The sequence below is a fragment of the Cupriavidus sp. FW306-1B-F12B genome (assembly GCF_058781795.1).
This window is the reverse complement of record NZ_JBYSXC010000001.1, coordinates 550,407-564,848: the sequence shown is the minus strand read 5'-3', so window position 1 is coordinate 564,848 and position 14,442 is coordinate 550,407. Positions and strand designations below refer to the sequence as shown.

Below are 14,442 nucleotides of genomic sequence, written 5' to 3'. Positions count from 1 at the left end.
AGCAATGGCCAGAGGGCAGCCTGGCGCGCGGGCAGCGTGGGCTTGCCTTGATCCGCGTCGACGAGGGCGGTACCAGGGCGGCCAGTATGCGGCGCGGCACAATCCGTTCGTGTACTCCCAGCCGGCGCTGAGCGGCTTCAGTGGGGCGCCGCCGCCGGGATGTCGGCGCTGCAGCTGGGCGTCGCTTCGTCGTGCGAATGCGGCGCCAGCGCGCCTGGTATGCGCTGGCTGTCCAGCCCCTTGCCTTGCAGCCACTGCGCGGTGGTGGCCGCGGCGCGGTCGATCAGCTCGCCGCATTTGGAGTAGTCGTAGGGCGAGATGTCGAGCGGGCACAGCGGCGGCACCACGCTGATCTGCGCGCGGTCGGCGAAGTGCTGCAGGTCGTGCACGAGCTGGCGCGCCACCAGCAGCGAGAGCGCGTTGAACGCATGCTCCAGCGCGCCGCGCGGCGGGCGGCGCTCGGCACAGGTGAAGCCCGCGGGCAGCACGATCACGCGCGTGGCACCGAGTGCGATCGCGGTGGATACCGGGGTGTTGTTGGCCACGCCGCCGTCGATCAGCGTGCGGCCCTCGAACTGCACCGGCGGGAACACGCCGGGGATGGCGGCGCTGGCCAGCACCGCGTCGACAATGCTGCCGCTGGACAGCAAGACCTCGTCGCCGCTGTGCATGTCGGTGGCCACCACGTGCAGCTGCAGTTCCGCTGCCTCCAGCCGCCGCGTGCCGAAGTGCTGCGCCAGCAGTCCGCGCAGCCCGGCCGCCTCCACCAGGTGGCCTCGGTTGCCGCCGAACATGCTCCACACGCTGCGCCAGCTCCACGGCAGGATGTCCGAGCGCCGGATGCCGCGCCACAGCGCGTCAAGCCGGCCGGCGCCGGCCACGCCCGGATTGCAGGCAAAGTAGGCGCCGTTGATGGCCCCGGCCGAGGCGCCGATCACGATATCGGGCATCACGCCCCATGCCGCCAGTTCGCGCAGCATGCCGACCTGGATCGCACCCAGGCTGCCGCCGCCCGCAAATACGAAGGCTGTCTTGTCCATGGCTGCGCCGGTCTCCCTGTCCAGTCTGCGGTCCTGAGCAAAGCATAGGCGACATCCGGGCCATCGGGCAGGTCGGACGGTAAGTCGTTTGTCGCGCTAGGGACTGAGCCTGTGGATCGTCTTCGCGAATTAATAGCGCAATTAACCGCCAGGAATATCCACCAACCACCAATGCTGGCTGGCAGCGGGGTGGCTGGTACCGTCAGCTATGACGCAAGCGGGGCGTCAGTCGAGAAACTCGTCGACGGGGATGCCGAGTTGGCCGGCCATGTGTTCGACCAGGCTTTGCAGCTTCGCTACCTTCTCGGTCAGGGCCTGCTGCTCGGCACGCAGCTGTTCGAGCTCGCCCGGCGAGGCGGTGGCGCCGCCGGTGGTGCGCTCGGCGTCGTCGGCGTCCGCCGCGGCGCTTACTTCGCCGCTCAACAGGTGCATCCAGCGGTTTTCGCGCGCACCCGGCGCGCGCGGCAGCCGGACGACGAAGGGCGGCGCATGGCTGGACAGTTCGTCAAGGAAGGCCTCGACCGACGAGATATCGGCAAAGCCGTGCAGGCGCGCGGTGTTCAGGCGCAGCTCCGCCGCGGTCTGCGGGCCGCGCAGCAGCAGCATGGCCAGCAGTGCGACGGACTGGCTGGGCACGGCCAGCACGCGCTGCATATTGTGCTCGAAGCGCGGCACGCGGCTGCTGCTGCCTTCAAAGACCAGGCTCAGGCCCTTGAGGCCATCGATGGCTTCAAGGATCTCGGCCTCGCTGACGTTCATCACCGGGGCGCGGGCGGTCTTCTGGTTGCAGCCCGAGGCCAGCGCATTGAGCGACAGCGGGTAGGTATCGGGCACGGTGTGCTGTTTTTCGACCAGCACGCCGAGCACGCGGCCTTCAACGGGCGTCAGGGGGCGCAATGCCGGGCGGGCGGGGCGGTCGCCAGCCTGGCTGGCGTCGGAATCATGGTTGGATTGCATCAAGACTGGTTTTTTGCTGAAGGTGACGGCGAATGCCGACACGCCGAGGCGCTCATTCAATCCCAAGCCGGCGCAATCCGCAACTGCGCCGTGCGATTCTCGCATTCTGCGCGCCGCCGTCTACTATCGATAGGCCGCGCGGCGGCAACCGGGAAGATGCGCCGGGGCAGGCGCGGGTCCAGACGGGGAGGGAGCATGGCGATTTCGCAATCGGAGGCAATGGCCCCGGATGAGGACACCGGCCCGGAGGCCGGCGGCGCCCTGGAGGCGCCGTATTCCACGCTGGAGTCACGCTGGCACCAGATGTTCCCGCAGCTCGGCGCCGAAGACATGGCGCGCGTGCGCCGCTTTGGCACGCCGCAGAGCTGGCGCGCGGGCGAGAAGCTCTTTGCCATCGGCGATACGGGCCGGGGCATGTACCTGATCGGCAGCGGCCGCGTGCGCCTGATGCGGCGCGACGGCCTGGGCCGCGAGCACCAGATCACCGAGCAGGGCGCCGGCCACTTCCTGGCCGAGGTCGGCACGCTCAGCGGCCGCCCGGCGCTGGTCGACGGCGTGGCCGTGACCGATACCCAGGGCTATGTGATCACGCCAGAGCGGTTGCGCGCCCTGCTGGTGGCCGAGGCCGAACTGGGCGAGCGCATCATGCGCGCGCTGATCCTGCGCCGCGTGGGGCTGATCGAATTCGGCAGCGGGCCGGTGCTGGTCGGCCATGGCACCGAACCGCAGCTGGTGGCACTTCAGGCCTTCCTGCGGCGCAACGGCTACCCGCATACGGTCATCGACATCGACGCGGAACGCGACTGCTCATTGCTGCTCGACTACGCCAACGCGCCCGCCAGCGACTTCCCGCTGGTGATCTGCGCCGACGGCCGCGTGCTGCGCGCGCCGGACGAAGGGCAGCTGGCTTCGTGCCTGGGGCTGTTGCCGGAGTTCGATCCGGCCCATGTCTATGACGTGGTGGTGGTCGGTGCCGGGCCGGCAGGGCTGGCCACGGCCGTGTATGCCGCTTCCGAAGGCTTGTCGGTGGCGGTGATCGATTGCCGCTCGCCGGGCGGGCAGGCGGGCGCGAGTGCGCGCATCGAGAACTATCTTGGCTTTCCCACCGGCATCTCCGGGCAGGCGCTGGCCGGGCGCGCGTTCGTGCAGGCGCTGAAGTTCGGCGCGCATATCGCCATCCCGCTGGAGGTCAAGGCATTGCATTGCGGCGCGGACCCGATCCGGCTGGAGCTGGCCGATGGCCGCATGATCCCGACCCACACCGTGGTGATTGCCACCGGCGCGCAGTACCGGCGCCCGGACATCGCCGCGCTGGAGCACTTTGAAGGGCGTGGCGTGTACTACTGGGCTTCGCCGGTGGAGGCCAAGCTGTGCAAGAACGAGCCGGCAATGCTGGTGGGCGGCGGCAATTCGGCCGGGCAGGCAGCGGTCTACCTGGCCTCGCACGCGGCGCACGTGCATATGCTGGTGCGCGGGCCGGGGCTGGCCGCCACCATGTCGCGCTACCTGATCGACCGCATCGGTTCGCTGCCCAATATCACGCTGCACACGCACGCGCAGATCAGCGCGCTGGCGGGGGAAGGATGGCTCAGCTCGGTGCGCTACGAATGCCGCGCGGAAAGCCCGGCCCCGGTCACGATGGACGTGCGGCACCTGTTCCTGTTCATCGGCGCCGATCCCAATGCGTCGTGGCTGCGCACCTGCAACGTCGAGGTCGATGACAAGGGCTTCGTGCGCACCGGCGGCGGCGAGCTGGGCTGCGCGTCGGCGGTGCCGTATCCGCTGCAGACCAGCGTGCCGGGCGTGTTTGCCATCGGCGACGTGCGGGCGGGCTCGACCAAGCGGGTTGCCGCGGCGGTGGGTGAGGGCGCGGCCGTGGTGGCGCAGATCCACGACTACCTGGCTCGGGTGCAGGCAGCCGCGGCGCGCTGAGCGCGCGACACTCAGGCCTGCGCCTCGCGCTCCAGCAGTTCGCGCTTGCGCGCCACGCCCCAGCGGTAGCCCGACAGGTTGCCGTCGCTGCGCACCACGCGATGGCAGGGAATGGCCACCGCCAGGTGGTTGGCGGCGCACGCCTGCGCCACCGCGCGCACCGCACGCGGCGCGCCGATGCGCGCGGCAATCTCGGCATAGCTGGCGGTGCTGCCCGCGGGGATCTCCTGCAGGGCCTGCCATACACGCTGCTGGAACGCGGTGCCGCGCACGTCCAGCGGCAGCGCCAGGCCGATCGAAGGTGCCTCGATAAAGCCCACCACTTGGGCCACCAGTTGCTCGAACTGCGCATCGCCGCCGATCAGGTTGGCGCGCGGGAACTGGTCCTGCAGGTCCTGCAGCAGCGTCTGCGGATCGTCGCCCAGCAGGATCGCGCAGACGCCGCGCTCGCTCTGGGCCACCAGGATCGCGCCCAGCGAGCACTGGCCGATGGCAAAGCGGATATCGGTGTCGGCCCCGCCCGCGCGGTAGCGCGACGGGGTCATGCCCAGCACTGCGTCCGAGGTCTCGTAGAAGCGGCTGTTGGAGCCGAAGCCGGCGTCGTAGATCGCCTCCGTCACTGAGTCGCTGGTGCCGAGTTGCCCGCGCAGCTTCCTGGCGCGGTGCGCGGCGGCGTAGGCGCGCGGTGTCAGGCCGGTGGCGGCCTTGAACAGGCGATGGAAATGATAGGGGCTGACGCCCGCCGCACTGGCCAGTTCGGGCAGCGTGGGCAGGGTGTCGGCGGCCTCGATGCGGCGGCAGGCGTCGGCCACGATGGCCGCGTGCCGGGCCGCCAGCGCCGGCGCGGCGGCACGGCGGCTGGGCCGGTAGCCGGCGGCTTCGGCCGCGGCGGCGTTATCGAAGAACTCGACATTGGCCGGATGCGGCAGGCGCGACGGGCTGCTCGGCAGGCAGTACACGCCGGTGGTCTTGACCGCATAGACAAAGGCACCGTCGGCGCCCGGATCGCGCGCCAGCACGCGGGCCCAGCGCGGGTCGCGTTCGATGGTGCTGGCTTCCGGTTGCTGTGTGGGACGGGTCATGGGATACCTCACGTGGCGTCGTGGAAGATGATGCCCAGCGTGTAGCGCTGGCCCGCGTGCAGCCGGCTGACGCCATGCCGCAGGTTCACGCGGTAGCTGCCGCGGCTGCCCTGCACCGGGCGCTGGCTGACGGCAAAGACCACGGCATCGCCCTGGTGCAGCGTCACCACCTCGGCTCGCGACTGCATGCGCGGCCGCTGCTCGGTCATCACGAACTCGCCGCCGGTAAAGTCGCGGCCCGGCTCGGACAGCAGGATGGCGACCTGCAGCGGGAATACGTGCTCGCCATACAGGTCCTGGTGCAGGCAGTTGTAGTCGCCGGGGCCGTAGCGCAGCAGCAGGGGCGTCGGGCGCAACTGGCCGGCGTCGTGGCAGCGGGCAAGATAGTCGGCGTGCGCGGCGGGATAACGCACATCGATGCCCATGGCGGCGTTCCAGCGGTTGGCCACCGGCACCAGGTGCGGATACAGCGCCGTGCGCAATGCGGCCACGGTGTCGGGCAGCGGGTAGCGGAAGTACTTGTACTCGCCCTGGCCAAAGCCGTGCCGGCGCATCTCGATGCGAGAGCGGTACAACGCGTCCTGCGCATAGCCGGCGGCAAGCGCGTCGCATTCGGCTGCCGACAGCAGCCCGCGGATCGCGGCGCAGCCATAGTCGTCGAGCTCGCGTGCAATGGCCGCCCAGTCGGTGCCATCGACGCGGGTGGCGATATCGGCTTCGTGCCCATGCCCCCGCGCCGTGCCGCGCGCTGGCGGTATTGGCCGGCGCGGCCCTGCCACGGCCATTTCGGGACGTTGTATCTGGCTGATGCTCACCGCGGGTCTCCTGTCTCTTGCTTGCATGGTGCCAACTTTAGGCCGCCCGCGTGCGGCTCGCACTCCGGGTCTTGCTTTTGAATTCTGCCAAGTATCCTGCCTTGACAAGACAGATCTGTCTACCAATAATGAGACAGGTCTGTATCATATCGAGCAGGCTGTTCTTCCTACCTGATTCACCCTGTTTCCGCCAAGGAGCCTCCGCATGTCCGCACAAGCCGAAATCCGTTCGCCGTTGCCCCCATTCACCCTTGAATCCGCCATCGCCAAGGTCCGTGCCGCCGAGGATGGCTGGAACAGCCGCGACCCCGAGCGCGTGGCGCTGGCCTATACCGTCGACAGCGCCTGGCGCAACCGAGCGGAATTCGTCAATGGCCGCGCCGACATCGTCGCCTTCCTGCAGCGCAAGTGGCAGAAGGAGTTGGATTACCGGCTGATCAAGGAGCTATGGGCGCACGACGGCAACCGCATCGCCGTGCGCTTTGCCTATGAATGGCACGACGATTCCGGCAACTGGTACCGGTCATACGGCAATGAGAACTGGGAGTTCGATGAGGCGGGGCTGATGCGCAGGCGCTTTGCCTGCATCAACGATGCGCCGATCAAGGCGGCGGACCGCAAGTTCCACTGGACCCTGGGCCGGCGGCCGGATGAGCATGCGGGGTTGAGTGAACTGGGGTTGTGACGGTTGTTCGGGTATCAGTTTGAACGCTGACGCTCGAACTGCTTGAGGCTGCTCCCCTCTCCCGCGCGCGGGAGAGGGGAGCACACAAGCGATGAGGGAACGCCTTACTGCATCTTGTCCAGGTTCCCGATCCGCACCAGCATCTCGGTGAACATCTGCATATCCAGGTTCAGGTCGGCCACTTCCTTGTACTCGCGCGCGTTGTGCGCGGTGTACTTCTTTCCCGGCATGGCCGGCCCGAAGTTGATGGCATTGGGCATCAGCTTGGCGGTGGTGCTGCCGGCGGTGGAAACCGGCTTGGCTTCCAGCCCGGTGGTATCGCCAAAGATATTCAGCAGCGTGGACAGCCACGCGCCCTTGGGATCGCGCGCCATCCAGTTGCCCTGGTCGTACTTGATCTCGACCGGGCCATGGGTGGCGGCCCAGCCGAAGATGCGCTTGGTGATCTTGCCGCCCAGCTCGTCCGGCGTGCGGCCGCGTGGCATGCGCACGTTGGTGACCACGTCGACATATTCGCCGCGCTCGCGCACCAGCGTGGGCGACATGGTCAGCGGGCCCATGAACGGGTCGCGGTAGGCCACCTCCATCCTGGTGCCAAGGTAATCCAGCCCGTACAGGTCGTTCAGGTAGCGGACCGCGTTCAGGTAGTGGTTCTCGGCAAATTGCACGCCGCTGGCCTGCAGGAACAGCGCCAGCCGCGGCAGCGGGTTGACCCCTTCCTCAGGGCGCGATCCGTGCGCCGAGGCGCCGGTGACTTTCACTTCCACGTCGTTGCCGGCGCGCTTCACGTCGATGGAGAACTTGCCGCGCGGGGTGTGGCGGCGCAGGAATTCAGCGCGTGCCTGTTCCAGCGTGGCAGCCACGGCGGCAGCATCGCCACCGGCAATGCGCGCGGTGGCGGTCTCGGGGATGGCATTGGCCGAGGCCGCGCCGCGCATGGCAACGATGGCTGGTCCCTTCTGGTCGGACTTGCCTTGCGCGCTCTTGTCGTCCGCCGATTTGATGCCGAAGGAAACGGTCAGCGTGCCCGCGCCTTTTTCCGCCACCACCGCGGGGTATTTGCTGTCGAGCACGACGTTGTACTCGGGCAGGGTGGTGTGCTGGCGGTAGTATTTCATGCCGTCGCCGCCGGTTTCCTCGGTGGTCTCGATCATCAGGCGGATGGTGCGCTCGAGCGGCACGCCGCTTTCCTTGACGGTCTTCATGGCATACATGACCGCGGCGATCGAGCCCTTGTCGTCGATGGTGCCGCGCCCGTACAGCGTGTCGCCCACGCGCGTCATGCGGAACGGATCCAGCTTGGTGCCGTCCTCCAGCACCCATTCCTCGGCCACCGCGGGCACCACGTCGGCGTGGGTCAGGATGCCGAAGGTATCCTTGCCGCCGCCGGGCAGCGTGACCTCGAAGACCCGGTTGTCGACATTGCGGTAGGCCAGCCCGAAGTCGCGCGCCATGGCCTCGATCATCTTGCCGAACTCGATGATGGCGGGGCTCTCGTGCTGCGGGATTTTCTCGTCGCGCACGGTACGCAGCGCCACCATCCTGCCGATGGCGTCGATCACCGCGGCCTCGTTGCGGACGCGGTTGTAGACGCCCAGCAGGCGGCCGATATTGACCAGGTTGTCGCCGGCCAGCGGCGACCGGGCCTGCCACGCCGCCACGGCCGGCGCGACGGAAGGCTCGGCCCTGGCGGCGGCGGCCATGAATGCCTGCAGGTCGGCCTGGGCCGCCGTTCGGGTGCCGGAGACCAGCGCATCCAGGGCCGGCTTCTTCAGGGTTTGCGCCTGCGTGGGGTGCGCCAGCATCAGCGACAGCGCGAGCATCGGGGCCCATCGGCAGAGAGACGGCAGGCGGCAATATCGGGTCATTGCGGACAAAACGGGAGTCTGAGTGGATGCCGCATGATAGGGCACTCGCCGGTACTTGCTGGAAAAAATATGCTTTTGCGTGCGCGCGGATGAGGTGCAATGGCCGGCGCAATAGGGAATGGCTATGCAGTATCAATAGCGTGAGACAATCGCCGTGGTTAAAACGATGAATTGTACAAATCACATCCCGGTCGACAGAATGGGGCCTTCGCTGCAACCCGCAGCCGAAACCAACCCGATCCAGACCAAGGAGTGAACTGATGCTGCAATCCCGTGAAGGCCAACGCGTTCCCAATGTCGCTTTCCGCATGCGTGAAGACAACGAGTGGAAGACCGTCACCACCGGCGAGCTGTTCAACGGCAGGACCGTGGTCGTGTTCTCGCTGCCGGGCGCCTTCACGCCGACCTGCTCGTCGACCCACCTGCCGCGCTACAACGAGCTGGCGCCGGTGTTCGCGAAGCACGGCGTGGACGACATCCTGTGCGTGTCCGTCAACGACACCTTCGTGATGAACGAATGGGCCAAGGACCAGGAGTCCGAGAACATCACCATGATCCCCGACGGCAACGGTGAATTCACCGAAGGCATGGGCATGCTGGTGGACAAGGCCGACCTGGGCTTCGGCAAGCGCAGCTGGCGCTATGCGATGCTGGTCAAGGACGGCGTGGTGCAGAAGATGTTCATCGAGCCGCAAGAGCCGGGCGACCCGTTCAAGGTGTCCGACGCCGACACCATGCTGGCCCACATCGCGCCGGACGCGCGCAAGCCGGACCAGGTGGTGGTGTTCTCCAAGGTCGGCTGCTCGTTCTGCGCCAAGGCCAAGCAACTGCTGGACGACAACGGCTTCGACTATATCGACGTGCCGCTGGACAACAAGGTGCGCGGCAAGGTGCTGGGCGCCGTGTCGGGCGAGATGACCGCACCGCAGGTCTTTATCAACGGCAAGCTCATCGGCGGCGCCGAGGCGCTGCAGCAGTACCTGGGCAAGTAAGCGGATTCCCCCTTCATCCCCCACCCGGGGACCGGCAGTCGCCGGACCCGATGGGGTCGCCTTGCCCGGCGGCATGGCGGCCCCATCCATCCCGCTGATTGACACCAGTTTGACACCATCAAGACAAAGGAATTGACCGCCATGACCACCATCCAGACCGACGTCGCCGTGATCGGCGCAGGCACCGCCGGCCTTGCCGCCTATCGTGCCGCGATTGCCGCGGGCAAGCGCGCCGTGATCATCGAAGGCGGGCCGTACGGCACCACCTGCGCCCGGGTGGGCTGCATGCCCTCCAAGCTGCTGATCGCTGCCGCCGAAGCCGCGCACGAACTGCGCCACACCGCGCCGTTCGGCGTGCACGTGGATGGCCAGGTCCGCATCGACGGCCGCGAGGTGATGGCCCGCGTGCGCAGCGAGCGCGACCGCTTTGTCGGCTTCGTGGTGCGTGGCGTGGAGAACATCCCCGAAGCCGACCGCATTCGCGGCTATGCCCGCTTTATCGACAACACCACGCTGGAAGTGGATGGGCACACCACCGTGCGTGCCAGCCGCGTGGTCATCGCCACCGGCTCCACGCCGATGCTGCCGACGCCGTTCCAGGTGTTCGGCGACCGCCTGATCGTCAATGACGATGTGTTTGCGTGGGAAGACCTGCCCGCCAGCGTGGTGGTGTTCGGCCCCGGCGTGATCGGGCTGGAACTGGGCCAGGCCTTGTCGCGCCTGGGCGTGCGGGTGCGCGTGTTCGGCGTCAGCGGCTCGCTCGGGCCGCTGACTGATCCCGTGATCCGCGCCTACGCGGCGAAGACTTTCAACGGCGAGTTCTATCTCGATCCGGACGCCAGGGTGACCGACATGGCCCGCGACGGCGACCAGGTGGTGGTGACCTACCTGGACCGCGAAGGCCGCAGCGTGACCGAGCGCTTCGACTATGCGCTGGTTGCCACCGGCCGCGTGCCCAATGTGCGCGGCCTGGGCCTGGAGCATGCCGGCCTGGCGCTGGATGCGCGCGGCGTGCCGCTGTTCGATACGCGCACGCTTCAGTGCGGCAATGCGCCGGTGTTCATTGCCGGCGACGCCAACAACATCCTGCCGCTGCTGCATGAGGCCGCGGACGAGGGCAAGGCCGCGGGCGAGAACGCCGCGAGCTATCCGCAAGTGAAGCCGCTGGCCCGGCGCGCGCCGATCGCGGTGGTGTTCACGGACCCGCAGATCGCGATGGTCGGCCAGCGTTACGCCGACCTGGCCGAAGGGACGTTCGTGACCGGCGAGGTCAGCTTCGAGGACCAGGGCCGCAGCCGCGTGATGCTGAAGAACCGGGGCCTGATGCATGTCTATGCCGACAAGGCCACGGGCCGCTTCCTGGGCGCGGAATGGACCGGCCCGCGTGCCGAGAACATCGCCCACCTGCTGGCGTGGTCGTACCAGCAGGGCCTGACCATCGGGCAGATGCTGGGCATGCCGTTCTACCACCCGGTGGTGGAAGAGGGCCTGCGTACGGCGCTGCGTGATGCGGAGGCAAAGCTCGAGGCCTGAGCGGGCCAGGTTTGCTAGACAGGTCTGTCTGTCATAGTATCAACCTATAGAGGCCGGGCGCCGCAGGGCGCTGTCCGGCTGCTCCCATTACCGACTACGCTGCCACCATGGCCACGACTTCCGCCCGCGACCGCATCCTCGACACCGCTGCCCGCCTGTTCTACCAGGAGGGCTACCGCGCCACCGGCATCGACAAGATCATTGCCGAATCCGGCGTCGCCAAGATGTCGCTCTACCGCCATTTCGCCTCCAAGAACGAGTTGATTTCGGCGTTCCTGGCGCGCCGCCATGACGAGTGGATGACGTGGTTCCGGCAGGACGTGGAAGCCCGGCTGGCCGAGCGCCCGCACCTGGACGTGATTGCCGACGCGCTGGCGGACTGGTTCGGCCGAGACTTCCGTGGCTGCGCCTTTATCAACGTGGTGGCCGAGGCGGGCGGCGACGCGCGCGCGGCCGAACAGGCCGCGGCGCACAAGGCCGAGCTGGCCGCATTCGTCGCCGACATCGCCACGCGCCTGGGCCTGGATCAGCCGCAAGCAGTGGCCGAGGAAGCGATGCTGTGCATCGAAGGCATGATCGTGCGCTACCAGATGCAGCCGGATGCGGCGGTGATCGAGGCGGGGCGGCGGTTGCTGGGCCGGCTGCAGGCCGGCTGATTGGCGTGGGGGCTGGCCACTGAGGCTGAGAACTGCCCAACGCCTTCTTCGTCTGGCTTAGCGCCGAGGCAGCATCCGGTGCGATTTGGCGTAATCGCGCAGTGCGTCGTTCATCAGCGTTTGCCAGCCGCTACCGGTTGCCTTGTAGGCGTCCAGTACATCGGGATCGATCCGCAAGGTCTGGTTGACCTTGCGCTCGCCAGCCGGCTTGGCCGGCCTGCCACGGCGTTTCACCAGCGCATCGGCATTTTCTTTTCCCACGACCTGCTCAAGTACCTCGCGCGCCGGGCGCAGCCGCTTGATTTGTTCCGTCGGCAATGACACCGCATCGGGGTCTCCGGCAATGCCGCGCGCAATTGCGGCGTCCTCCGCGGGCGTCGGCATGGTGAGGTCAGGTTTCCTGTTCATAGTCTCGCGCCAAAATCGTAGCCGGCTGTATTTATGCTACAGCAATAAAAATGAATTTGGCACCGTCGGAATGCCAAAAGCCATATCACTCTGGAGCGGCTAGCCCGAGGCTCCCATAGAAAATGTCTCGCTTCTGACACATTCAGGCTACAATTCTTTGTAATTACGAATTATTCGCATTCGTAATCAGAGTTTTTCCACTTGCCACGCAGCGCCTGCGGGGTAGCTACCTTCCGATCCCTGAGTGATGTATTTCCACCCGACCAAGCAGGCAAAGCCGCGCTTTGCCTACCCCGCGATTGTCACCCCGCGCGGCCTTTCGCTGACCACCCTTGTATTGAGCCTGCAGGCCGGCGGCGTGTTTGCCCAATCCGGCGAAGTGCCTGCGCCGGCAACGGCCGGTGCTGCGGCTGAACTGCCGGCCGTGACGGTCCGCGCCAGCAGCGATGACGAAACCGCCTCCGGCCCGGTCCATGGCTTTGTGGCAAAACGCAGCGCCACTGCCACCAAGACCGACACCCCGGTGATGGAGACGCCCCAGTCGATCACCGTCATCACACGCGACCGGATGGAGGCGCAGGGCGCGCAGAGCGTGCAGCAGGCCATCGGCTACAGCGCCGGCGTCTACGCCGGGCCGTTCGGCAACGACGCCCGCGGCGACTGGGGCCGGTTCCGGGGCACCGAGTTCACGCAGTACCGCGACGGCCTGCTGAACCAGGTCGGCTTCTACAACAACGTGCGGCCCGACGTCTACGCGCTGGAGCGCATCGACGTGCTGCGCGGGCCGTCGTCGATGCTGTTCGGGCAGGGCGCGGTCGGCGGCATCCTGAACCTGGTCAGCAAACGCCCGCAGCCTGAAGCGGCGCGCGAGATCGGGGTGCAGTTCGGCAACTACAACCGCAAGCAGGTGCAGGCCGACCTGACCGGCCCGCTCGATGCGGACGGCAAGTGGCTGTACCGGCTGGTGGCGCTGGCGCGCGACAGCGACACGCAGGTGGACTACGTCAAGGACAACCGCTACCTGGTCGCGCCTTCGCTGACGTGGCGCCCGAGCCAGGACACCTCGCTCACGCTGCTGGCCAACTTCCAGCGCGATGAAAGCGGAACCTCGGTCGGCTTCTTCCCCTGGCGGGGCACGCTGCATGCCAACCCGGCCGGCCAGATCCCCGATCACCTGTTTATCAGCGAGCCTGGCTTCGACCGCTACAACGCCGAGCAGGCGTCGGTGGGCTATGAGTTCCAGCACAAGTTCAACGACACCGTGACGGTGCGGCAGAACCTGCGCTATTCGCACAGCACGGTGGACTACCGCAGCATCTACGCGGCCGGCTTCAACGGCGCCGGCCACGGCTGGGTGCCGGGCAGCGATACGCTGATGCGCCGGACGGTCTACCTGAACCAGCCCACGCTGAACTCGTTCGCGGTCGATACCCAGGCGCAGACCAACTTCCGCACCGGCCCGGTCCAGCACACGCTGCTGACCGGCGTCGACTACCAGCACTCAGAGATCACGGGGCGCGCCGGGGTGGGGGGCACGGCCGCGCCGCTCAATGTGTTCAACCCGGTCTACGGCAATTTCACCCTGCCGGGCACGCGCGACCTGAATCCCGCCACGCAGGCGCAGACCGGCCTGTACGTGCAGGACCAGTTGTCGTGGAACAAGTGGCTGCTGATGCTGGGGCTGCGCTATGACTGGTCGCGCGCCGCGCAGGACAACACGCCCTCGGCCAGCCGCGACGACAGCGAGCTGACCAGGCGTGCCGGCCTGATGTACCGCTCGGACATCGGCCTCAACCCATACGTGAGCTATTCCGAGTCGTTCCAGGGGCTGGCCGGCTTCAACAAGGCCAACCAGGCTTTCAAGCCGCTGCGCGGTTCGCAGTGGGAGGCAGGGATCAAGTACCAGCCGCCGGGCAAGAACGCCACGCTGACCATTGCCGCATTCGATATGCGCGAGAAGAACCGCAAGACCGCCGGCGTGGTCAACGGTATTCCCGATTCGGTCCAGGTGGGCGAGGCACGTACGCGCGGTATCGAGGTGGAGGCACTGGCCTCGTTGTCCAGCCGGCTGGACCTGATCGCAACCTATACCTACCTGGATGCGCGCGTGATCGACGGCACGCCGGCCGAGGTGGGCAAGAAGCTGGCGAGCACGCCGTCGAACATGGCGTCGCTGTGGGCCAACTATCGCTTCAAGCTGTTTGGCGTGCCGGGCTTTGTCGCCGGCGGCGGGATGCGTTATGTCGGCCCCAGCTATGACGGTGCCGACCAGAACCGGGTGGGCGGCGTCACGCTCTACGACGCGATGATCGCCTATGACCACGGCCCGCTGCGCGTCTCGCTGAATGCCAACAACCTGTTCGACAAGCAATTCCTGACCACCTGCCTGGCGCGCGGTGACTGCTACTTCGGCGCGCGCCGCACGGTGGTGGGCAGCGTTACCTACCGCTTCTGAGCCGGCTTGCATGGAAGCG

Annotated in this window: 12 protein-coding genes; 6 read left to right on the top strand and 6 right to left on the bottom strand. The window is 67.4% G+C overall.

The window, feature by feature from the left end; translation table 11 throughout:
- Positions 1-137: 137 nt before the first annotated feature.
- Both AC3WLE_RS02520 and AC3WLE_RS02515 read right to left on the bottom strand, forming a co-directional pair.
- Positions 138-1,040, bottom strand: a complete 903-nt coding sequence (locus AC3WLE_RS02520; RefSeq protein ID WP_492318570.1) for a patatin-like phospholipase family protein — start codon at positions 1,038-1,040, stop codon at positions 138-140.
- A gap of 225 nt (positions 1,041-1,265) precedes the next feature.
- Positions 1,266-1,997 (bottom strand): YceH family protein, encoded by a 732-nt coding sequence (locus AC3WLE_RS02515; protein WP_492318569.1) that lies wholly within the window; start codon positions 1,995-1,997, stop codon positions 1,266-1,268.
- Positions 1,998-2,192: 195 nt separating this feature from the next.
- On the opposite strand from AC3WLE_RS02515, the gene AC3WLE_RS02510 reads away from it, so the two are divergent.
- Complete coding sequence (locus AC3WLE_RS02510; RefSeq protein ID WP_492356230.1) at positions 2,193-3,929, top strand: FAD-dependent oxidoreductase; 1,737 nt, start codon at positions 2,193-2,195, stop codon at positions 3,927-3,929.
- 11 nt (positions 3,930-3,940) lie between these two features.
- Here AC3WLE_RS02510 and ada read toward each other — a convergent pair whose 3' ends face one another.
- Positions 3,941-5,011: a bifunctional DNA-binding transcriptional regulator/O6-methylguanine-DNA methyltransferase Ada gene (ada, locus tag AC3WLE_RS02505; RefSeq protein WP_492356231.1), complete on the bottom strand. Its 1,071-nt coding sequence runs from the start codon at positions 5,009-5,011 to the stop codon at positions 3,941-3,943.
- 8 nt (positions 5,012-5,019) lie between these two features.
- A complete protein-coding gene (locus AC3WLE_RS02500; protein ID WP_492318688.1) occupies positions 5,020-5,796 on the bottom strand; it encodes a 2OG-Fe(II) oxygenase in 777 nt (258 codons plus the stop codon).
- A 235-nt stretch (positions 5,797-6,031) separates the two neighbouring features.
- Between AC3WLE_RS02500 and AC3WLE_RS02495 the strand changes: the two genes are divergently transcribed.
- Positions 6,032-6,511 carry a nuclear transport factor 2 family protein gene (locus AC3WLE_RS02495; protein WP_492356232.1) on the top strand — a complete coding sequence of 160 codons (480 nt, stop codon included), beginning with the start codon at positions 6,032-6,034 and terminating at the stop codon, positions 6,509-6,511.
- Between the two features lie 104 nt (positions 6,512-6,615).
- Here AC3WLE_RS02495 and AC3WLE_RS02490 read toward each other — a convergent pair whose 3' ends face one another.
- A complete protein-coding gene (locus AC3WLE_RS02490) occupies positions 6,616-8,334 on the bottom strand; it encodes a dipeptidase (RefSeq protein ID WP_492352119.1) in 1,719 nt (572 codons plus the stop codon).
- Positions 8,335-8,639: 305 nt separating this feature from the next.
- Here AC3WLE_RS02490 and AC3WLE_RS02485 point away from each other — a divergent pair, with 305 nt between their 5' ends.
- The 3 genes from AC3WLE_RS02485 to AC3WLE_RS02475 all read left to right on the top strand — a co-directional run bounded on the left by AC3WLE_RS02485 (position 8,640) and on the right by AC3WLE_RS02475 (position 11,560).
- Entirely contained in the window at positions 8,640-9,371 is a 732-nt protein-coding gene (locus AC3WLE_RS02485; protein WP_492356233.1) for a glutathione peroxidase, read from the top strand.
- A 141-nt stretch (positions 9,372-9,512) separates the two neighbouring features.
- Positions 9,513-10,904, top strand: coding sequence for a dihydrolipoyl dehydrogenase (locus AC3WLE_RS02480; RefSeq protein ID WP_492318563.1), 1,392 nt, complete (start codon positions 9,513-9,515; stop codon positions 10,902-10,904).
- A gap of 107 nt (positions 10,905-11,011) precedes the next feature.
- Positions 11,012-11,560 carry a TetR/AcrR family transcriptional regulator gene (locus AC3WLE_RS02475; RefSeq protein ID WP_492356234.1) on the top strand — a complete coding sequence of 183 codons (549 nt, stop codon included), beginning with the start codon at positions 11,012-11,014 and terminating at the stop codon, positions 11,558-11,560.
- 57 nt (positions 11,561-11,617) lie between these two features.
- Here the strand turns inward: AC3WLE_RS02475 and AC3WLE_RS02470 are convergent, their stop codons facing one another.
- Entirely contained in the window at positions 11,618-11,944 is a 327-nt protein-coding gene (locus AC3WLE_RS02470) for a BrnA antitoxin family protein (RefSeq protein WP_035822186.1), read from the bottom strand.
- A gap of 271 nt (positions 11,945-12,215) precedes the next feature.
- On the opposite strand from AC3WLE_RS02470, the gene AC3WLE_RS02465 reads away from it, so the two are divergent.
- Positions 12,216-14,423, top strand: a complete 2,208-nt coding sequence (locus tag AC3WLE_RS02465; protein WP_492356283.1) for a TonB-dependent siderophore receptor — start codon at positions 12,216-12,218, stop codon at positions 14,421-14,423.
- Positions 14,424-14,442: the final 19 nt, after the last annotated feature.